General features: G+C 57.5%; 16 protein-coding genes. 8 read left to right on the top strand and 8 right to left on the bottom strand.

Annotation, left to right across the window (positions count from 1 at the left end; all coding sequences use genetic code 11):
• Positions 1 to 16: 16 nt before the first annotated feature.
• Genes fhuA through fhuB form a run of 4 tightly spaced genes read left to right on the top strand, consistent with a single transcriptional unit; the run spans position 17 to position 5,946 of the window.
• Positions 17 to 2,230, top strand: a complete 2,214-nt coding sequence (gene fhuA / locus ABEH87_RS10175) for a ferrichrome porin FhuA (protein WP_346576273.1) — start codon at positions 17 to 19, stop codon at positions 2,228 to 2,230.
• A gap of 48 nt (positions 2,231 to 2,278) precedes the next feature.
• Entirely contained in the window at positions 2,279 to 3,073 is a 795-nt protein-coding gene (fhuC, locus tag ABEH87_RS10170) for a Fe3+-hydroxamate ABC transporter ATP-binding protein FhuC (RefSeq protein WP_346576272.1), read from the top strand.
• A gap of 15 nt (positions 3,074 to 3,088) precedes the next feature.
• On the top strand, positions 3,089 to 3,970 hold the full coding sequence (gene fhuD, locus ABEH87_RS10165) for a Fe(3+)-hydroxamate ABC transporter substrate-binding protein FhuD (RefSeq protein WP_346576271.1): 882 nt from the start codon (positions 3,089 to 3,091) through the stop codon (positions 3,968 to 3,970).
• A complete protein-coding gene (gene fhuB / locus ABEH87_RS10160) occupies positions 3,970 to 5,946 on the top strand; it encodes a Fe(3+)-hydroxamate ABC transporter permease FhuB (RefSeq protein ID WP_346576682.1) in 1,977 nt (658 codons plus the stop codon). The genes fhuD and fhuB overlap by 1 nt, the downstream gene beginning before the upstream one ends.
• A gap of 186 nt (positions 5,947 to 6,132) precedes the next feature.
• Here the strand turns inward: fhuB and hemL are convergent, their stop codons facing one another.
• A complete protein-coding gene (gene hemL, locus ABEH87_RS10155) occupies positions 6,133 to 7,413 on the bottom strand; it encodes a glutamate-1-semialdehyde 2,1-aminomutase (RefSeq protein WP_346576270.1) in 1,281 nt (426 codons plus the stop codon).
• Between the two features lie 169 nt (positions 7,414 to 7,582).
• On the opposite strand from hemL, the gene clcA reads away from it, so the two are divergent.
• Positions 7,583 to 9,004 (top strand): H(+)/Cl(-) exchange transporter ClcA, encoded by a 1,422-nt coding sequence (clcA, locus tag ABEH87_RS10150; protein WP_346576269.1) that lies wholly within the window; start codon positions 7,583 to 7,585, stop codon positions 9,002 to 9,004.
• An 89-nt stretch (positions 9,005 to 9,093) separates the two neighbouring features.
• Positions 9,094 to 9,438, top strand: coding sequence for an iron-sulfur cluster insertion protein ErpA (gene erpA / locus ABEH87_RS10145; RefSeq protein WP_191934093.1), 345 nt, complete (start codon positions 9,094 to 9,096; stop codon positions 9,436 to 9,438).
• 118 nt (positions 9,439 to 9,556) lie between these two features.
• Here the strand turns inward: erpA and ABEH87_RS10140 are convergent, their stop codons facing one another.
• The 3 genes from ABEH87_RS10140 to mtnN form a co-directional block, all read right to left on the bottom strand.
• Positions 9,557 to 9,811 (bottom strand): hypothetical protein, encoded by a 255-nt coding sequence (locus tag ABEH87_RS10140; RefSeq protein ID WP_346576268.1) that lies wholly within the window; start codon positions 9,809 to 9,811, stop codon positions 9,557 to 9,559.
• 120 nt (positions 9,812 to 9,931) lie between these two features.
• A complete protein-coding gene (gene btuF / locus ABEH87_RS10135; RefSeq protein ID WP_346576267.1) occupies positions 9,932 to 10,744 on the bottom strand; it encodes a vitamin B12 ABC transporter substrate-binding protein BtuF in 813 nt (270 codons plus the stop codon).
• The gene (gene mtnN / locus ABEH87_RS10130) at positions 10,737 to 11,435 is read right to left on the bottom strand and encodes a 5'-methylthioadenosine/S-adenosylhomocysteine nucleosidase (protein ID WP_346576266.1); all 699 of its coding nucleotides are present in this window, start codon (positions 11,433 to 11,435) and stop codon (positions 10,737 to 10,739) included. Before mtnN ends, btuF begins: the two co-directional genes overlap by 8 nt.
• Positions 11,436 to 11,554: 119 nt before the next feature.
• Here mtnN and dgt point away from each other — a divergent pair, with 119 nt between their 5' ends.
• The gene (dgt, locus tag ABEH87_RS10125; protein WP_346576265.1) at positions 11,555 to 13,060 is read left to right on the top strand and encodes a dGTPase; all 1,506 of its coding nucleotides are present in this window, start codon (positions 11,555 to 11,557) and stop codon (positions 13,058 to 13,060) included.
• A 147-nt stretch (positions 13,061 to 13,207) separates the two neighbouring features.
• A complete protein-coding gene (gene degP, locus ABEH87_RS10120) occupies positions 13,208 to 14,653 on the top strand; it encodes a serine endoprotease DegP (protein WP_346576263.1) in 1,446 nt (481 codons plus the stop codon).
• Positions 14,654 to 14,748: 95 nt separating this feature from the next.
• On the opposite strand, the gene ABEH87_RS10115 is transcribed toward degP, so the two are convergent.
• The 4 genes from ABEH87_RS10115 to map form a co-directional block, all read right to left on the bottom strand.
• Complete coding sequence (locus ABEH87_RS10115) at positions 14,749 to 15,141, bottom strand: DUF3461 family protein (protein WP_048914987.1); 393 nt, start codon at positions 15,139 to 15,141, stop codon at positions 14,749 to 14,751.
• 220 nt (positions 15,142 to 15,361) lie between these two features.
• Positions 15,362 to 16,186: a 2,3,4,5-tetrahydropyridine-2,6-dicarboxylate N-succinyltransferase gene (dapD, locus tag ABEH87_RS10110; RefSeq protein WP_346576262.1), complete on the bottom strand. Its 825-nt coding sequence runs from the start codon at positions 16,184 to 16,186 to the stop codon at positions 15,362 to 15,364.
• Between the two features lie 95 nt (positions 16,187 to 16,281).
• Positions 16,282 to 18,939 carry a bifunctional uridylyltransferase/uridylyl-removing protein GlnD gene (glnD, locus tag ABEH87_RS10105; RefSeq protein WP_346576261.1) on the bottom strand — a complete coding sequence of 886 codons (2,658 nt, stop codon included), beginning with the start codon at positions 18,937 to 18,939 and terminating at the stop codon, positions 16,282 to 16,284.
• Between the two features lie 167 nt (positions 18,940 to 19,106).
• Positions 19,107 to 19,898 carry a type I methionyl aminopeptidase gene (gene map / locus ABEH87_RS10100; protein ID WP_346576260.1) on the bottom strand — a complete coding sequence of 264 codons (792 nt, stop codon included), beginning with the start codon at positions 19,896 to 19,898 and terminating at the stop codon, positions 19,107 to 19,109.
• Between the last annotated feature and the right edge of the window lie 217 nt (positions 19,899 to 20,115).

The raw sequence follows: 20,115 nt of genomic DNA, 5'->3' as shown, positions 1-20,115 counted from the left end.
TTCAGAGAAATGCTAAATGGCTAACACCCGCAATTTACCCATTGATTTCAACACGGTGAGGACGGCGAAATGCCAGCTCGCGGTGTTTGTTGCCCTGTCCCTGACCAGCGGGGCGGCTTTTGCCGCCGCAGAGCAGACGATCAACGTCACCGCCACGGCGGGCAGTGAGCCACAGGAAAGCGCCTGGGGCCCGGCCCCGACCATTGCGGCAAAGCACAGCGCCACCGGCACGAAAACCGATACGCCTATCGAAAAGAATCCGCAGTCGGTATCGATTGTCACCAGCCAGGAGATGCAGACGCATCAGCCCCTGTCGGTGAAAGAAGCCCTCGGCTACACCACCGGCGTGATGGTCGGGAACCGCGGTGCCTCAAACGTGATCGACGCGCTGTCCATCCGTGGTTTCAGCGAAACTAATACCAATCAGTATCTTAACGGCCTGAAATTGCAGGGTGACAACTACTCAGAGTTCGCGGTAGATCCCTATTTCCTCGAGCGCGTTGAACTGATGCGCGGACCCACGTCAGTCCTGTACGGAAAAAGCAATCCCGGCGGGATTGTGGCGATGGTCAGCAAGCGCCCAACCAGCGAAACGCTGCGCGAGGTTCAGTTCCAGATGGGCACCGATAACCTGTTCTCAACCGGTTTTGACTTCGGCGGCGCGCTGGATGACAACGAGGAGTTTTCTTACCGCCTGACCGGACTGGCGCGCAGCGCAGAGGCGCAGCAGCAGATGAACAAAGAGAAGCGCTACACCATCGCGCCCTCTTTTAGCTGGCAGCCGGATGAGAAGACCCACTTTACCTTCCTCAGCTACTTCCAGAATGAACCGGAAACCGGTTATTACGGCTGGCTGCCGCGTGAAGGGACGGTGGTGCCCATCACCGACGCTAACGGCAACCAGCACAAGCTGCCGTCAGATTTTGATGAAGGCGAAGACAGCAATAAGATCTCGCGCAACACCAAAATGGTGGGTTACAGCTTCGACCACGCGTTCAATGACACCTGGACCGTGCGTCAGAACCTGCGTTACGCGCAGATGCGCACCGACTATCTGAGCATCTACGGCAACGGACTGAATACAGCCAACAACACCATTGATCGCGGTTACGCGCACTCGAAGGAAAAACTGAATCAGTTCGCGGTGGATACCCAGGCACAGGCGAAGTTTGCCACCGGCCAGCTCGATCACACGCTGCTGATGGGCGTGGATTATCAGCGCTCACGCAATGATATCGATGCGATCTTTGGCACTGCTGCGCCGCTGGATGCGTTAAACCCGGTGTATGGTGACGATCAAATGGTTAAGGATTCAGGATTCGCGTATCAGTATCTGAATAAGCAGGAACAGACCGGTCTGTACGCCCAGGATCAGATGGAGTGGGACCGCTGGGTGCTGACGCTGGGCGGTCGCTATGATTACCTCACCATGTCGGCGTTTAACCGCAACGGCAGTGAAGATAAAACGCACGACCAGGCCTTTACCTGGCGCGGTGGGCTGAACTATGTCTTTGATAACGGCATTGCTCCTTATTTCAGCTACAGCGAGTCGTTTATCCCCAACACCGGTACCACCCTCGGCGGTGAGACATTCACCCCTTCCCGCGCTAAGCAATATGAAGCGGGCGTGAAATACGTGCCGAAAGATCGTCCGATCGTGCTGACCGGGGCGATTTATCAGCTGACGAAAAACAATAATCTGATGGGTGACCCGACGGCTCCGCTGTTCAGCGTACAGGGCGGTGAAATTCGTTCACGCGGTTTCGAGTTTGAAGCCAAAGCCGCCGTTAATGCCAACATCAACGTCACGGCGTCCTACAGCTATACCGATGCGGAATACACCGAAGATAACTATCTGCGCGGCAAGACCCCGGTACAGGTGCCGAAGCATATGGCATCTCTGTGGGGGGATTACACCTTCCACGAAACCGCCCTGTCCGGCCTGACGCTGGGCACCGGTCTGCGTTATGTCGGTGAAAGCAAGGGCCTGTATCGTCATCAGGACAGTAACGGGGCGAATCAGGATCAGAACTTCGACGTTGCGGGCTATACGCTGGTGGATGCGGTGGTGAAATACGATCTGGCGCGCTTTGGCCTGCCTGGCTCGTCCATTGGCGTGAATGTGAATAACCTGTTCGATCGCCAGTATGTGGCCAGCTGCTATCGTGAACATGCCTGCTACTGGGGCGCGGAACGTCAGATTGTTGGTACGGCTACCTTCCGTTTCTAAATGTCTATCCGGGCGCGGTTCGCCGCGCCCGCCAATCAGAAGATCACCATGCAACAACAGCACACCACAGAATCGACCTTCACCCTGGATAATGTCAGCTTCAGCGTTCCGGGCCGGACACTGCTACAGACGCTGTCGCTGGCGTTTCCCGCCGGGAAAGTCTGTGGCCTGATCGGTCACAACGGCTCTGGTAAATCAACGCTGCTGAAGATGCTGGGACGCCATCATGCGGCATCGACGGGGCAGGTATTGCTGAATGCGCAGCCGGTTGCCCGCTGGCAGAGCAAGGCTTTCGCGCGCGAAGTGGCCTATCTGCCCCAGCAGCTGCCGTCAGCAGAGGGCATGACGGTGCGTGAGCTGGTCGCCATTGGCCGCTACCCGTGGCACGGTGCGCTGGGGCGCTATGGGGTGGAAGATCGTGAACGCGTTGACGAAGCCATTGCCCTTGTCGGGCTGAAGCCGTTTTCTCAGCGTCTGGTCGACAGCCTGTCCGGCGGTGAGCGCCAGCGTGCCTGGATTGCCATGCTGGTGGCTCAGAACAGCCGCTGCCTGCTGCTGGATGAACCGACATCAGCGCTGGATATTGCCCACCAGGTTGATGTGCTGGCGCTGATCCAGCGTCTCAGCCGCGAGCGCGGTCTGACGGTGATTGCCGTGCTGCACGATATCAATATGGCGGCGCGCTACTGCGATCATCTGGTGGCGCTGCGCCGTGGCGAAATGATTGCCCAGGGCGGCCCTGAAGTGATTATGACCGGGGACGTGCTGGAACAAATTTATGGTATTCCGATGGGGATTTTACCGCATCCGCAGGGTGGGGCGCCGGTGAGTTTTGTCTATTAAAAGTGGGATGTTGTCATGCCGGATATTTTGCGTCGCCGTTTGTTAACGGCACTGGCCTTTTCCCCGCTGCTGGCCCAGTTCCCATTCGCTGCACACGCCTCCGGCGAGCAGCGTATTATCGCCCTGGAGTGGCTACCGCTGGAGCTGCTGATGGCGCTGGGCGTCATGCCGGTCGGGGCCGCCGATCTGTATGCCTATCGTCAGTGGGTGGGGGAGCCGCAGCTGCCTGCCTCCGTAGTGGATGTCGGGCTGCGCACCGAACCCAATCTTGAACTGATTACCCAGATGAAGCCTACTCTGATCCTCTATTCACAGGGTTATGGTCCCGATCCGGCGCGCTTTATGCGTATTGCTCCGGGGCTGGGCTTTACCTTTAACGAGGGCGGAACCGGCAAACCGCTGACCAGCGCCCGTCATTCCCTGATGGTGCTGGCAAAGCGTATCGACCGTATCCCACAGGCGGTGGCCCATCTGGCCGACCTGGACCGCCAGATCGCCCGCCTGAAAAGTAAACTGACCGCTCGTCCGAAGCGTCCGCTGCTGCTGCTGTCGATTGTTGATGCGCGCCATGTGATTGTTTTCACCGCTAACGGCCTGTTCCAGGAGGTGCTGGACGAGGTCGGGCTGGAAAATGCCTGGAAAGCAGAAAGTACCTTCTGGGGTAGCGTGATTGTGGGGATTGAACGTCTGGCCGACCTGGGCGACGTTGATGCCATCGGCTTTGAACATGACAATCAGGCGATTGTTGACCAGGTGACCTCGGCGCCGCTGTGGCAGTCGCTGCCGTTTGTGCGCAGTGGCCGTTTCAGGGAGATGCCCCGCGTGTGGTTCTACGGGGCCACGTTATCCGCGATGCAGCTAATCGCCAGCCTCGACCATGCGCTGGAGGTGAAATGATGCGTCACTATCGTTTGCCGCTGCTGCTGCTGAGCGCACTGTTTATTGCCGCGCTGGCCCTGACGCTGATTAACCTGCAACAGCGACTGCCCGCTGACCAGTGGCTGAGCGCGCTGCTGGCACCGGATACCCTGCGCATTGAGCAGATGGTGTTTCATTACAGCCTGATGCCGCGTCTGACGCTGTCGCTGCTGGTGGGTGGCGGGCTGGGGCTGGTCGGCCTGCTGTTCCAGCAGGTGCTGCGCAATCCGCTGGCAGAACCGGCAACCCTCGGCGTGGCCAGCGGTGCCCAGCTGGGGCTGACCGTGGTCACGCTGTGGGGCGTGGCGGGGGGTATGGTCACACAGCAGCTGGCGGCAATGACGGGTGCCGTGCTGGTGGGGCTGATTGTGTTTGGTGTCGCCTGGGGCAAACGTATGTCCCCGGTAACGCTGATCCTGGCCGGGCTGGTGGTGTCGCTTTACTGCGGGGCGGTGAACCAGATTTTTGCCATCTTCAATCATGACCAGCTGCAAAATATGTTTTTGTGGAGCAGCGGTTCACTGAACCAGATGGACTGGAGCAACGTTGCGTTTCTGTGGCCGCGTTTACTCGGCGGGCTGTTACTGACGCTGCTGCTGCTGCGTCCGATGACGCTGATGGGGCTGGATGATGGCGTGGCGAAAAACCTCGGCCTCGCGATCTCACTGGCGCGTTTTGGCGTGCTGGCACTGGCCATTTTGATCAGCGCCGCGCTGGTCAATGCGGCCGGGATTATCGGCTTTATCGGCCTGTTTTCTCCGCTGCTGGCCAAGATGCTCGGCTTTCGCCGTTTAATCAGCCGCCTGCTGCTGGCTCCGCTTATCGGTGCGCTGCTGCTGTGGCTGGCCGATCAGTCAGTGCTGTGGCTGACCCCCCATCTGGGGGAGATCTCCACCGGAACCGTGACCGCCGTGATCGGCGCTCCGCTGCTGCTGTGGCTGCTGCCGCGCCTGCGTACCGGCTCGGTGCCGCCGGCGATGGATCAGGGCGACAATGTGCCGGCAGAGCGCCAGCGGGTGCTGTGGTGGGCGCTAATCGGTGGCGGTATTCTACTGTTGCTGATGGCGGTGGCGCTAAGCTTCGGGCGCGACGCCGACGGCTGGGTATGGGCGACGGGGGAGTTGTGGCAGCAGCTTCTGCCGTGGCGCTGGCCGCGCGCGGTGGCGGCGATGGCGACCGGGATGATGCTGGGCGTGGCGGGCTGCGTGGTGCAGCGCCTGACCGGCAACCCGATGGCCAGCCCGGAAGTGCTCGGCATCAGCTCCGGCGCGGCATTTGGCGTGGTCGTCATGCTGTTTATCGTGCCGGGTGATGCCTTTGGCTGGCTGCTGCCGGCGGGGAGCATCGGTGCTGCACTGACATTGCTGGCGATCTCGATTGCCGCCGGCCGCGGCGGGTTCTCACCGGAACGTATGCTGCTGGCCGGTATGGCGCTGAGTACCGCCTTTACCACGCTGATGATGCTGCTGCTGGCCAGCGGCGACCCGCGGATGGCGACCCTGCTGACGTGGATCTCCGGTTCCACCTATAACATCAACGCCCTGCAGGCGAAGCGTACGCTAATCGTGATGCTGGTCCTGCTGGCGCTGGTGCCGCTGTGCCGCCGCTGGCTGACGATACTGCCCCTCGGTGGCGCTACCGCTCGTGCGGTGGGGATGGCGCTGACGCCGTCGCGCCTGACGCTGCTGCTGCTGGCGGCGGTGCTGACGGCGGCGGCTACGCTGACCATAGGACCATTAAGCTTTGTCGGGCTGATGGCCCCACATATTGCGCGTATGCTCGGTTTCCGTCGGGCGTTACCGCAGCAGGTGATGGCGGCGCTGTTGGGGGGAGGGGTGATGGTGGCGGCAGACTGGGGCGGGCGGATGCTCTCCTTCCCGGATCAGATCCCGGCAGGGTTGCTGGCGACCTTTATCGGCGCGCCGTATTTTATCTATCTGCTGCGCAAGGTCTGAATGAAATAAGGGGCGACCAGAAAAAAAGGTCGCCCCGCAGGTCAGGGTCTGGCGTAGGGGCCGATCGTCTTTTTCGGTCGGCCCTTTCAGGATTTAGCGTAGGGGCCGATCTTCTTTTTCGATCGGCCCTTTCAGGGTTTAGCGTAGGGGCCGATCTTCTTTTCGATCGGCCCTTTTTATTCCGATCTACAGTTTCGCGAAGCTGCGGCGTGCGGCATCAACCGTACGCTGAATATCTTCCGGGCTGTGGGCCAGCGACATAAATCCGGCTTCGAAGGCTGACGGTGCCAGATAGACGCCTTCTTCCAGCATCAGATGGAAGAAACGTTTGAAGCGCTCTACGTCGCACTTCGTCACGTCCGCATAGCTGGTGACGCTCTCTGCATCGGTAAAGAACAGCCCGAACATGCCGCCCACGTGGTTGACCACCAGAGGAATATTTTCTGCTTTTGCCGCCGCCAGCAGGCCGTCTGCCAGTTGAGTGGTCAGGCGGGTCAGTGTCTCATGGGTACCGGGACGGGATACTTCAGTCAGGCAGGCAAAGCCCGCCGCCATGGCAATCGGATTTCCGGACAGCGTACCGGCCTGATAAACCGGGCCGTTAGGGGCCAGCGCATCCATCACTTCACGACGTCCGCCGAAGGCACCCACTGGCATACCGCCGCCGATGATCTTGCCGAGGCAGGTCAGATCGGGCCTGACGCCATAATGTGCCTGGGCACCCGCCAGCGCCACGCGGAAGCCGGTCATGACTTCATCGATAATCAGCAGCGCACCAAACTCGTCGCACAGCGCACGCAGGCCCGGCAGGAACTCTGGCAGCGGCGGAATGCAGTTCATGTTACCGGCGACCGGTTCGACGATAATGCAGGCGATCTCCTGGGGGTACTGCTCGAAGGCGGCGCGTACCGTCGTCAGATCGTTAAAGGTGCAGGTGAGGGTGTGTTTCGCAAAGTCGGCCGGCACGCCCGGTGAGTTAGGCTGGCCCAGCGTCAGCGCACCGGAACCTGCTTTCACCAGCAGGCAGTCGGCGTGGCCGTGGTAGCAGCCTTCAAACTTGATGATTTTGTCGCGATGAGTGAAACCCCGCGCCAGACGAATGGCGCTCATGGTGGCTTCCGTCCCGGAGTTGACCATGCGCACCATGTCCATGGTGGGTACCAGGCGGGTGACCAGCTCGGCCATTTTCACTTCCATCTCGGTCGGTGCGCCGAAGCTCAGGCCGCGTTCAGCGGCTTCAATCACCGCGTGACGGATGGCAGGGTGGTTATGACCGAGCACCATCGGGCCCCAGGATCCAACATAGTCGATGTAGGCTTTGCCGTCAGCATCGTACAGCAGGGCACCGTCAGCTCGTTCGATAAACAGCGGCACGCCGCCTACGCCGTTAAAGGCCCGCACCGGTGAGTTGACGCCACCGGGAATTAACTGCTGCGCCTGAGCGTACAGGTTTTCAGACTTACTCATGGAACCGCTCCTGATCATTCATGTAAAAACCCGCCCATTCTAAGGGAACTTGGCGGAGCAGCCAAAGGCTGATGCTGTTTCTGACACGATTAGAGAGAAATTAAGCGCAGGCATTGGTGGCGGGAACAGGTACTATATTGACTTATCTTTACAGTGAAATGAACGGCCTATGAATCAGCAATCGACTTCAACCGACGAGCTTAACGTGGTGCCTGTGCGCCGGGGTGACTTCCTGCGTCTACTGCTGCGGCGTGACAAAACCCCGCTGGCAATACTGGTGATGGCCGGGATTGTCGGAACACTGACCGGCCTGGTGGGGGTGGCTTTCGAAAAAGCGGTGAACGGAATTATTAATCTGCGCACCAGCGGGCTGCTGACGCTGGGAAATCATCCGCTGGTGATGGGCGTACTCGCTTTTCTTGCCTCCGCTCTGCTGGCCGCGGTGGGCTATTATCTGGTGCGGCGCTTCGCGCCGGAGGCGGCAGGCTCGGGTATTCCGGAAATCGAAGGCGCGCTGGAAGAGCTGCGCCCGGTGCGCTGGTGGCGGGTGATCCCGGTGAAATTTGTCGGGGGTATGGGGACGCTGGGCGCCGGGATGGTGCTGGGGCGTGAAGGGCCGACGGTGCAGCTGGGGGGCAATATTGGCCGCATGCTGCTGGATATCTTTCGCATGAAAAGTACCGAAGCCCGTCACACCCTGCTGGCGACCGGTGCGGCTGCTGGTCTGGCGGCGGCGTTTAATGCGCCACTCGCCGGTATCCTGTTTATTATTGAAGAGATGCGCCTGCAGTTCCGCTATAGCCTGATCTCCATTAAAGCCGTGTTCGTCGGCGTGATTATGTCGAGTGTGGTGTTCCGTATTTTTAACGGTGAACATGCGGTGATCGAAATTGGTCGCCTGGCCGATGCCCCGGTCAATACGCTGTGGCTGTATCTGCTACTGGGCATGGTGTTTGGCGTGGTGGGCGTGATGTTCAATCAGCTTATTTTCCGCATTCAGGATCTGTTTCAGCGCCTGCACGGCGGCAAAATGAGTCAGGTGCTGCTGGTGGGTGCTCTGCTGGGCGGCCTGTGCGGCGTGCTGGGGTTGTTGCTGCCGGCCGCAGCGGGGGGCGGTTCCAGTCTGATCCCGCTGGCGGCGGCGGGGCATTTCTCTGTCGGGATGCTGCTGTTCCTGTTTATTGTGCGCCTGGCGACCACGTTATTGTGTTTCTGTTCCGGCGCTCCCGGCGGCATCTTCGCACCAATGCTGGCACTCGGCACGCTGCTTGGTACGGCGTTTGGTCTGGGGGCGGCTCACTGGCTGCCGGAGTATCACCTGCAGGCGGCGACGTTTGCCATCGCCGGTATGGGCGCACTGTTTGCCGCCTCCGTGCGTGCGCCGCTCACCGGCATTGTGCTGGTGCTGGAGATGACCGACAACTATCAGCTGATTTTACCGATGATCATCACCTGCCTGGGCGCGACGCTGCTGGCACAGTTTCTTGGTGGTCAGCCCTTGTATTCATCACTGCTTGCCCGCACTCTGGCGAAACAACAGCGACAGGATACAGAAGCCGCTACCGCACAGGGTGGTACAGCCTTAACTTGATTGCTATACCAGTGTGTTAGATAATGACGACAATTATGGTCGATTTGTGACCTGTCAGGCATCCGCCTGTACGTATACCGGAGTGACCTATGAGCGACGATGTAGTACTGCCCCTGCAATTTACTGAAGCCGCGGCCAGTAAAGTCAAAAACCTGATTTCCGATGAAGACAACCCGGATCTGAAACTGCGCGTGTATATCACCGGTGGGGGTTGCAGCGGTTTCCAGTACGGTTTTACCTTCGATGATAAAATCAATGACGGGGATATGACCATTGAGAAATCGGGCGTGGCGCTGGTGGTGGACCCGATGAGCCTGCAATATCTTGTGGGTGGCGCAGTGGATTATACCGAAGGGCTGGAAGGGTCGCGTTTTATCGTGACTAATCCGAATGCCAAGACCACCTGTGGATGTGGTTCCTCCTTCAGTATCTGATTTACCCTTCATACCTGAAGCCGCAGCTGCGTGCCTTCCCCCCTGTGCCTTACTGAGGTAAGGCACAGAGATTCCAGTAACAGTGATGTCAGGTAAACAGATACTGTTTAGTCAGAACTTACCATTCGACGGTCACTAACCTTGCTTCCTGCCGCGTTACCGCATCACGCGTTATTACGCTTTGCGTGATTTTCGGCTGTGCATCAGGTTGCGCTCCACACGCAGTGACGGGCAGGCGGACAGCAGAAAGACTGCTCCCCTCAATGCTGCACTGTGAGTAGATAGTTAATTTCACCCCAATGCTGCCGGTCATCGAAGCAGCAAAGGCGTGGCCCGTCATCATCAGCCCGAGGGCCAGATAAACGGTTTTCATGTTGCAATTTCCTGGTATCAATCAGGGTAAATTACCCTGAATAAAAAACGGACGGAAAATCGCCCGTTACTCTTGGTTAACGGCATTTTTTGCCGGATCTTTACTCACCTTTTGCGGTGATTATTGCTGTTCCGGCTGGCCGACCTGCTGTAGCTCACTGCACAATTTTTGTGCGGCAAGCAGTATACGCGGCCCGGCCCGGCTAATCCAGTCGTCATTCACCGCAATCACCGGGACGCTGAGCTGGGGCTGCCAGAACTGCGCGACCTGCTGCGCATGGGCGTCGTCGCCGGGCGTCACCACCGCTGACGGCCTGCGCAGTAACACCTGCTCGCGGCTGACCTGAGGCCAGGGGACGCGTGCATCGGCAAAGATATTGTCCCCGCCGCACAGGTTCAGCACTTCATCCTGCAGGGTATGGCCCGATGCGGTAAACAGCGGCTTAAGGCCAAACTGTAAAAATACGCGCTTAACGGGAGTTGACCGGTAGCGCTGGCGCAGGGCGGCAAACTGCTGTTGCAGGCTCACGGCGGCCTGCTCTGCCTGCTGTGGCTGTGGGCTGTAGGCCGCCAGTTCCCGCAGGCTGCCCACCAGCTGGGCGATGGAGTCCGGCGCCAGCCAGATGACGTGGACGCCTAACGCTTCAAGCTGATCGACCTGGCGCTGCGGTGTGCCCCCTCGCCAGGCGATGACGACATCAGGCTTCAGGCTGAGCAGCTTTTCGCTGTTAATCCCCTGCCAGTTAGCCACCTGTTCAATCTGCTGCGCAGCAGGCGGATAGTCGGAGTAAGCGCTGACGCCAACCGGGGTGATCCCGGCGGCAAAAGCCAGTTCGGTGAGATTAGGTGCCAGAGTCACCACGCGGGGAGTGGCCTGAACTGTGGCGGCAAACGCCAGCCACAGGAGCGTCAGGCACAGGAGGGATTTAGCCACGGGCCAGGTGAGTCAGTAACGTTTCGACCATCAGGGAAGACTGCTTTGCAGCCACCGCCAGGAATTCGTCAAAGCTGAGGTGGGATTCCTGGTCCGCGACGTCGGAAATGGCGCGCACCACAACAAACGGCGTGCCAAACTGGTGGCAGACGTGGCCGATAGCGGTCGCTTCCATCTCAACGGCAACCGCCTGCGGGAAGGTGCCGCGAATACGTGCCAGCGGGGCGGCACCGTTGATAAAGGCGTCACCGCTGACCACCAGGCCACGCACCGCATTGAGGTTAAGCTGACCGATGCACTGTTCAGCCGCGGCAATCAGTTTCTCATCGGCTTTAAAGGCCGCCGGGCAACCCGCCATCTGGCCGGGCTCATAGCCGAAGGCCGTCACGTCTGCATCGTGATAGCGCACTTCGTCAGAGACTACGATATCGCCCACCTTCAGCGTTGGGGCCAGCCCACCGGCGGAACCAGTGTTGATTACCACATCCGGTTTGCACAGCTCCAGCAGCAGGGTTGTGCCCAGGGCCGCAGACACTTTACCGATACCGGATTTGAGCAGAGCAACCTCCACGCCATTCAGCGTGCCGGTGTAAATTTCACAGCCCGCCAGCGTCAGGGTCTGACGGTTTTCAATTTTGTCACGCAGCAGCGTAACTTCCTGTTCCATTGCACCAATAATGCCTGCTTTCATAGGGATACCCGCTAAAATTGTAGAATTTGTCATTGATTTCAGCGCATAGTCTATCATGGCAGCATTACAGTGATAATCCGTCTGACGGTGATGCTTACCGTTAACCCGAGGGAGCAGGTATGAGCGCGATCGACTTTCGCACAAAAATTAACTGGCAGCGCCGTTATCGCCCCTATCAGGGCCCGAAGGATGAACATGAAATCCTGCGTATTTTCGAAAGCGATCGCGGGCGGATTATCAATTCAGCGGCGATCCGTCGTCTCCAGCAGAAAACTCAGGTGTTCCCGCTGGAGCGTAATGCGGCGGTCCGCACCCGTCTGACCCATTCGCTGGAGGTGCAGCAGGTCGGGCGCTATATCGCCAAAGAGATCCTGACGCGGCTGAAAGAGTCACAGCAGCTGGAATCGTTAGGGCTGGCAAATCTGACCGGTCCGTTTGAGAGCATCGTCGAGATGGCCTGCCTGATGCATGACATCGGCAACCCGCCGTTTGGCCATTTCGGAGAGTCGGCGATCAATGACTGGTTCCGTCAGCAGCTGGATGCGGCCTGGGTGCCGGAGAGCGGGCGTGAAGATCGCTGTGTGCCTGCGGTACTGCATCAGTGCGATGACGGTCTCGATGAGCTGCGCGCCAGAGTGCGTCAGGATCTCTGCCATTTTGAAGGCAATGCGCAGGCGATCCGCATGGTGCACACGCTGATGAAGATGAATCTTACCTGGGCTCAGGTTGGCTGTATTTTGAAATACACCCGCCCCGCCTGGCATAACGGCGCTGTTCCGGCCAGCCACAGCTATTTAATGAAAAAGCCGGGATACTATCTGGCGGAAGAAGAATATATCTCGCGTCTGCGCCAGCAGCTGGATCTTCAGCCGCACTGTCGTTTCCCGCTGACCTATATTATGGAAGCCGCTGACGACATTTCTTACTGCGTGGCCGACCTGGAAGATGCCGTAGAAAAGAATATCTTTACCGTTGAGCAGCTTTATCAGCATTTATTTCAACTCTGGCCGGATCACCAGGCAAAAGATCTGTTTGCTACGGTGGTAACCAGTGCGCTGGAAAAGTCGCGTAATCACCGCACCAATCTTTGCAGTGAAGATCAGTTTTTCATGTATTTACGCGTCAATACCGTGGCCGAACTGGTGCCCCATGCGGCCAGCCGCTTTATTGACCATCTGCCAGTGGTTTATCACGGTGCCTTTAACGAGGCGTTGCTGGAAGACGGCAGCCCACACAGTTTGCTGTTGGATATTTTTAAAAAAGTCGCCTTCCGCCATGTGTTTAATCATCCTGAGGTTGAACAGCTGGAGCTGCAGGGTTATCGGGTGATCAGCGGGCTGCTGGAGATATATCGTCCGCTGTTGTTACTGTCGCAGGAAGAATTTAGTGAGCTCACAGAGAAAGATTATTTAAAAGGTTATCCGATTGAAACGCGCCTGTTCCATAAATTGTCTACGCGTTTTCGCCTCGCCTACACGGAAGCGGTTGAGTCGCTGGATAAACCCCCGGAAGAGAGTGCTGTCTGGGAATACTATTATCGCGTGAGGCTGTTACAGGATTACATCAGTGGGATGACCGATCAGTATGCCTGGGATGAGTACCGACGGCTGATGGCGGTAGAATAAGGCGATAATGCGCTAAGATTTGTAAAGAGTGACAATAATTTTTTACTTTTCCCCAATATTTAAACATGAACTTAGCGCTAAAAAATTAATCTCAACTTCACAACCGCAGCAATGGTTACTTCACTGAATCACTTGAGAATCCGACTAATGAAAAAAACTACCTTAGTATTGAGTGCGCTGGCTCTGAGTCTGGGGCTGGCATTAAATCCGTTAGCGGCCAGCGCAGCGGAGACCGCGTCGTCGTCTTCCACCCAGCCGTTGCCAAGCCTGGCCCCGATGCTGGAAACCGTGATGCCTTCGGTCGTCAGTATTAATGTTGAGGGCAGCACCACGGTTCGTACCCCACGTATGCCGCAGCAGTTCCAGCAGTTCTTTGGCGGTAACTCGCCGTTCTGTCAGGATGGATCCCCGTTCCAGGGCTCGCCAATGTGTCAGGAAGGCGGGCCGGAAGGCAATGGTAACGGCGGCGCTGAAAGCCAGCAGCAGAAATTCCGTGCGCTGGGTTCCGGCGTGGTGATTGATGCCGCGAAAGGCTATGTGGTGACCAACAACCACGTAGTGGACAACGCGACTAAAATTCAGGTTCAGCTCAGTGATGGCCGTAAATACGATGCGAAAGTGATCGGTAAAGATCCGCGCTCTGATATTGCGCTGATCCAGCTGAAAGATGCGAAGAACCTGACGGCGATTAAGATGGCGGACTCCGATAATCTGCGCGTCGGTGATTATACGGTGGCGATTGGTAACCCCTATGGTCTGGGCGAAACTGTGACTTCCGGTATTGTTTCCGCTCTCGGCCGCAGCGGCCTGAACGTGGAAAACTACGAAAACTTTATCCAGACCGATGCCGCCATTAACCGCGGTAACTCCGGCGGGGCGCTGGTAAACCTCAATGGTGAACTGATCGGGATTAACACTGCGATTCTGGCCCCGGACGGCGGTAACATCGGCATCGGCTTTGCTATCCCAAGTAATATGGTAAAAAACCTCACCTCGCAGATGGTGGAATTCGGCCAGGTGAAGCGTGGTGAACTGGGCATTATGGGTACCGAGCTGAACTCTGAGCTGGCCAAGGCGATGAAAGTCGATGCCCAGCGCGGTGCGTTCGTCAGCCAGGTGCTGCCGAAGTCTTCCGCCGCGCAGGCAGGAATTAAAGCCGGGGATGTGATTGTCTCGATCAATAACAAACCGATCTCCAGCTTTGCGGCACTGCGCGCGGAAGTCGGTTCCCTGCCGGTAGGGACGAAAATGGAGCTGGGCCTGATCCGCGACGGTAAGCCAATGAAAGTGAACCTGGCGTTGCAGCAGAGTACCGCAGCGAAAGTCGATTCCGGCACCATCTATAACGGTATCGAAGGCGCTGACTTCAGCAACTATGATGCGAAAGGCGTCAAGGGTGTGAAAGTGGACAGCGTGAAACCGGGTTCTGCGGCAGCGCGCATTGGCCTGAAAAAAGATGATGTGATTTTAGGCGTGAATCAGCAGGCTATCGCTAATCTGGGTGAATTGCGCAAAATCCTCGACACGAAACCGTCGGTGCTGGCGCTGAATATTCAGCGCGGTGACGCCAGCATTTATCTGCTGATGCAGTAAAAGATGTGAAAAGGGCGGACCTAAAAATAAGGTCCGCCCCGCAGCAGGATTTTATATCCAGGGGGTGACCTTATTCCGGTCGCCCCTTTTTTATTTTAACGACCGTTGCGGGTCAGTTTATCCAGGTCAGATTCAATTTCAGCAATCTTATTAGAAACAACGCTTTCCAGATGACGCAGGTCATCAAGGATTTTACGTTTCAGATCGACTTCAACCTGGTCACGCTGACAAATCTGGTCAAGCTCATCAATGACATAACGCAGATTCGGGCTGATTTCCTGCACTTCTTTGTAACCCTGGCTGGCGTTATCGGCCACCACGGTTTTGCGCTGGCGCGGATATTTGAATTTTACGCTTTTCGCGAAAAACTCGCCTTTATCTTTGCGGAAATAGATTTTCAGGATGTCGTTATTCGCTTCCTGACGCAGGCTGTAGCGGTCGATATCTTCCGGCGTAGCGATGCCCAAACCTTTGAGATTGTCGTACATAGTATTTTCCTTTAAGAGACTATCGATCCAGATGCGATCAGAGTAGTCGCTATCCGTGAAACGGAAAAGGATCGTTTAATTTAAATACAGGATTTTTCTGGCGCGGATTATGGCGCAGATTGTGCACAATAGCATCACTTGTTTCGCGCAGTGAAAGAGGTTGTCGCTGAAGAGAATGGCAATAATTGTTTACGGGCCACTGGCGTGGCCCGTACGACGATTAGTCGATAGTACGCAGCAGTTCGTTGATGCCGGTTTTGCCGAGCGTTTTGGCATCGACTTTTTTCACGATAACGGCACAGTACAGGCTGTAAGTCCCGTCTTTCGACGGCAGGTTACCTGAAACCACGACGGAACCCGCCGGAACGCGGCCGTAATGGACTTCACCGGTTTCGCGGTCAAAGATTTTGGTGCTCTGGCCGATGTAGACGCCCATTGAGATCACTGAACCTTCTTCTACAATCACGCCTTCCACGATTTCTGAACGCGCACCGATAAAGCAGTTATCTTCGATGATAGTCGGGTTTGCCTGCAGGGGTTCCAGTACGCCACCGATGCCAACGCCGCCAGACAGGTGAACGTTTTTACCGATCTGCGCACAGGAGCCTACGGTGGCCCAGGTATCGACCATCGAGCCTTCATCAACGTAAGCGCCGATGTTGACATAAGACGGCATCAGCACGGTGTTACGCGCGATGAAAGCGCCCTGGCGTACGGCCGCCGGTGGCACCACGCGGAAGCCTTCTTTTTTGAAGCGCGCGTCATCGTAGTCAGCGAATTTCATCGGAACTTTGTCGTAATAACGGCTTTCTGCGCCGTCAATGACCTGATTGTCATTGATGCGGAATGACAGCAGAACGGCTTTTTTCAGCCACTGATGAGTGACCCACTCGCCGTCGATTTTCTCTGCCACACGCAGGGCGCCGCTATCCAGCAGGGCGATCGTCTGGTTGACGGCGTCACGGGTCGCGCTGTCAGCATTGGCTGGGGTAATATCCGCACGGCGCTCGAAGGCCGCTTCAATAATGCTCTGTAATTGTTGCATAAATCATCTCTTCCTGGTTTTGCCCCGCGCTTCACAACGAAAACGATTCCGCTGCAGCAGAATCCAGCGCTGGCAGAGTTAAAAGTCAATCCGGGTCACACTTTATCGTTTGGATTAAGGGCCTCTGTCAACCGTTGTTGCAGCCGTTCGCGCAAATCGGCATCTAATGCACGGCGATCGCTGTTGGCAAGAATAAACAAGTCCTCGACGCGTTCTCCGATGGTGCTGATGCGCGCGCCGTGCAGCGACACGTTCAGGTCAGCAAATACCTCGCCTACGCGCGCCAGTAAACCGGGCTGATCGAGCGCCACTAATTCCAGATAAGTTCGCCTGTCAGTGTGTGTGGGTAAGAAATTCACCGCAGTATCCACATTAAAATGCTTCAGACGGGCCGACTGACGGCGGGTACGCGGCGGGTGCCAGCTTGTCTGGCATATCGCCTGTTCCAGCGCCTGGCGCGTCATTTCGTGGCGATCGGTCGCCAGCGGGCTGCCGTCCGGCTCCAGCACGATAAAGGTGTCCATCGCCATGCCGTCACGGCTGGTAAAGATCTGCGCGTCGTGCACGCTCAGGTTGCGACGGTCCAGTTCGCCAGCCACGGCGGCGAACAGATAGGGGCGGTCCGGGCTCCAGATAAAGATCTCCGTGCCCCCGCGTGTCGCCTGCGGGCTGACGAGGATCAGCGGCGTGGTGAGGTCGTGATTCATCAGGTGACGCGCATGCCACGCCAGCTGATTAGGCGTGTGGCGCAGGAAGTAGTCGGCGCGGCAGCGGCTCCAGATGCTGTGCAGCGCCTCCTCGTCAATATTGTCCATCCGCAGCAGCGCCAGCGCCTGCAGGCGGTGATGACGCACGCGCTCACGCAGGTCCGGGCTGTTTTCCATGCCCCGGCGCAGCTGCTTCTCGGTGGCGAAGAACAGCTCGCGTAACAGGCTCTGTTTCCAGCTGTTCCACAGGGTTTCATTGGTGGCGCAGATATCGGCGACCGTCAGGCAGACGAGGTAACGCAGGCGGTTCTCGTTCTGCATGACTTCTGCAAACTGCTGGATCTCCGTCGGATCCTGGATGTCGCGGCGCTGAGCCGTGACCGACATCAGCAGGTGGTGGCGCACCAGCCAGGCAACCAGCTGGGTTTCGCGCGAGTTCAGGCCGTGCATCTCAGCAAATTCCAGCGCATCCTGGGCACCAAGAATCGAATGGTCGCCGCCGCGTCCTTTGGCGATGTCGTGGAACAGGGCCGCCATCAGCAGCAGCTCCAGCTGTGGCAGGCGCGGCCACAGTTCAACGCACAGCGGGTGGCGCGGGCGGGTGCGTTCGTCGGCAAAGCTTTCCAGTTTCTGTAATACCCGGATGGTGTGCTCATCGACGGTGTAGGCATGGAACAGGTCAAACTGCATCTGGCCGACGATATTGCTCCACTGCGGCATATAGGCCCACAGTACGCTGTGACGGTGCATCGGTACTAATGCCCGGCTGACGGCACCCGGATGGCGCAGGATGGACAGAAACAGCTCCCGCGCCTCCGGAATGGTACACAGCGGCTGGCTGAGATTACGTCGGGCGTGGCGCAGGTGGCGCAGAGTGGTGGAGTAGATGCCGGTGATTTTTGGCGTGCGCACCATCGCCCAGAACATGCGCATGATAGCTTCCGGCTGACGTGCAAACAGCGTTTCGTCACGCAGGTCGATCAGCGTACCGCGCAGCTGGAACTCGTCGTCCATCGGGCGCGGTTTTTCGTCGGTGCCGAGCGCAAGAATAGCCTCATCAAACAGCTGAAGCAGCATCTGATTCAGCTCGCTGACGCGACGCGTGACGCGGAAGAAATCTTTCATCATGCGTTCGACCGGCTCGTTGCCTTCACCCTGATAGTTCAGGCGCTGGGCGACATTCAGCTGACGGTCGAACAGCAGACGGTTGTCATAGCGGGGCAGGGTGAGGTGCAGGGCGAAGCGAATGCGCCACAGCATACTCTGGCACTCGTTCAGTTCGTTACGTTCGGCCTCGGTGAGGAAGCCAAAGCCAACCATTTCATCCAGAGAGGTCGCGCCGAAGTGGCGGCGCGCAACCCACAGCAGCGTGTGGATATCGCGCAGGCCGCCGGGGCTGCTTTTGATATCCGGTTCCAGGTTATAGCTGGTGCCGTGATAGCGCTGGTGGCGCTCCTGCTGCTCTTCAATCTTCGCCGCGAAGAAGCGGTCCGAAGGCCAGAAGCCGTCGCTGAAGATGTTCTTCTGTAATTCGAGAAACAGCGCCAGGTCGCCGGTCAGCATGCGCGATTCAATCAGGTTGGTGGAAACGGTCAGGTCAGATAACCCCTCCAGCAGGCACTCTTCCAGCGTGCGCACGCTGTGGCCGACTTCCAGCTTCAGATCCCACATCAGCGTCAGCAGTGCGCTGGTGCGCTGGGCGTCTTCCTCTGACAGCGGGGTGCGGCTGAGGATCAGCACATCAATATCTGACAGCGGGTGCAGTTCACCCCGGCCATAGCCACCCACGGCGACCAGGGCCACGCCCTCTTTTTCCGGGAAGCCAAAGAACCGCCACAGGCGACGCAGCAGACGGTCAATAAACAGGGTGCGGGCGTCAATCAGGCTCTCTGCATCCTGTCCTGCGTCAAAGGCGGCCGCCAGATGCTGCTGGAACACATCCAGATGATGCCGGAGCGTATCGCGGTTCAGCTCGCCATCTTCCCAGCGGCGTGGCGCTTTGGTGAGTTTTTTCAGGATGCTGGCTTCAGTCACGTCTTTATTCATTTCACCGCTCCGCAGACATAAAAAAACCGGCTTGCGCCGGCTTGATATTTTGATCGCGGGCTGACCGGAAAAGAAGGTCAGCCCCTACAGCGAAAAAGAAGGTCAGCCTTTACAGCGAAAAGAAGAAGGTCAGCCCCTACAGCGAAAAAGAGGGCCAGCCCCTGGGACTATTCTGCGACCAGAATCGCCGGAATGGTGTCATCTTTACGCAGCGTCATAATTTCGCAGCCGTTTTCGGTTACCACAATAGTGTGTTCATACTGTGCGGACAAGCTGCGATCTTTGGTTTTTACGGTCCAGCCATCTTTCATGCTGCGGATGCGGTAATCACCGGCATTGACCATGGGTTCGATGGTGAAAGCCATACCGGCCTGTAACACCACGCCGCCGTCATCGGCATCGTAGTGCAGCACCTGCGGCTCTTCGTGGAAGCCTTTACCGATGCCGTGACCGCAGTATTCACGCACGACGGAGAAATCCTGCGCTTCAACAAACTTCTGGATCTCACGACCGATAGTGCGCAGGCGGATGCCCGGCTTCACCAGACGCAGGGCCAGGTAAAGGCTCTCCTGCGTGACGCGGCACAGGCGCTCTCCCTGGATCGTCGGTTTACCGACGATAAACATGGTGGAGGTATCGCCGTGATATTCATCTTTAATTACGGTGACGTCGATATTGACAATATCGCCGTCCTTGAGGATTTTGTCATCGCTGGGAATGCCGTGGCACACCACTTCATTGACGGAGATACACACCGATTTAGGGAAACCGTGGTAACCCAGGCTGGCAGAAACCGCGTGTTGTTTATTGACGATGTGATCGTTGCAGATACGGTCCAGCTCGCCGGTGCTGATGCCGGGCTTGACGTGCTCTTCAATCATCTCAAGCACCTCAGCGGCCAGACGGCCCGCCACGCGCATTTTTTCGATTTCTTCAGGGGTTTTAATAGAGATAGCCATTCATCAGGTCCACATTTGTCGTCATGTTCGACAATAATAAAGAAAGTGGTGCAATGGTATCAGCCTGCCCGGATGCTGCCAATTGCAGTTTGTGGCTTCAGGGGCGTTCAGGCGATAGTCAGAATGTCAGTTCAGGCGAAAAAGGTAACAATTGTTGGCTACCGTTGCCGGTTTATGGTATAAAGCGCGCCGACGATTCTCTGTTCGGTGAGTTTAC

Origin of the sequence: Erwinia sp. Eh17-17, assembly GCF_039675725.1 — a bacterium.
GTDB lineage: Bacteria > Pseudomonadota > Gammaproteobacteria > Enterobacterales > Enterobacteriaceae > Erwinia.
Note: the sequence above shows the minus strand (reverse complement) of the source record. Positions and strands in the feature narration are given on the sequence as shown.

Excerpts from the sequence above, each read along its gene's own strand:
- fhuD (WP_346576271.1), top strand. The coding sequence starts at position 3,089 with ATGCCGGATATTTTGCGTCGCCGTTTGTTAACGGCACTGGCCTTTTCC.
- degP (WP_346576263.1), top strand. The coding sequence starts at position 13,208 with ATGAAAAAAACTACCTTAGTATTGAGTGCGCTGGCTCTGAGTCTGGGG.
- mtnN (WP_346576266.1), bottom strand. The coding sequence starts at position 11,435 with ATGAAAGCAGGCATTATTGGTGCAATGGAACAGGAAGTTACGCTGCTG.
- fhuC (WP_346576272.1), top strand. The coding sequence starts at position 2,279 with ATGCAACAACAGCACACCACAGAATCGACCTTCACCCTGGATAATGTC.
- clcA (WP_346576269.1), top strand. The coding sequence starts at position 7,583 with ATGAATCAGCAATCGACTTCAACCGACGAGCTTAACGTGGTGCCTGTG.
- dapD (WP_346576262.1), bottom strand. The coding sequence starts at position 16,186 with ATGCAACAATTACAGAGCATTATTGAAGCGGCCTTCGAGCGCCGTGCG.
- dgt (WP_346576265.1), top strand. The coding sequence starts at position 11,555 with ATGAGCGCGATCGACTTTCGCACAAAAATTAACTGGCAGCGCCGTTAT.
- ABEH87_RS10115 (WP_048914987.1), bottom strand. The coding sequence starts at position 15,141 with ATGTACGACAATCTCAAAGGTTTGGGCATCGCTACGCCGGAAGATATC.
- map (WP_346576260.1), bottom strand. The coding sequence starts at position 19,898 with ATGGCTATCTCTATTAAAACCCCTGAAGAAATCGAAAAAATGCGCGTG.
- glnD (WP_346576261.1), bottom strand. The coding sequence starts at position 18,939 with ATGAATAAAGACGTGACTGAAGCCAGCATCCTGAAAAAACTCACCAAA.
- hemL (WP_346576270.1), bottom strand. The coding sequence starts at position 7,413 with ATGAGTAAGTCTGAAAACCTGTACGCTCAGGCGCAGCAGTTAATTCCC.
- erpA (WP_191934093.1), top strand. The coding sequence starts at position 9,094 with ATGAGCGACGATGTAGTACTGCCCCTGCAATTTACTGAAGCCGCGGCC.
- fhuA (WP_346576273.1), top strand. The coding sequence starts at position 17 with ATGGCTAACACCCGCAATTTACCCATTGATTTCAACACGGTGAGGACG.
- fhuB (WP_346576682.1), top strand. The coding sequence starts at position 3,970 with ATGCGTCACTATCGTTTGCCGCTGCTGCTGCTGAGCGCACTGTTTATT.
- ABEH87_RS10140 (WP_346576268.1), bottom strand. The coding sequence starts at position 9,811 with ATGAAAACCGTTTATCTGGCCCTCGGGCTGATGATGACGGGCCACGCC.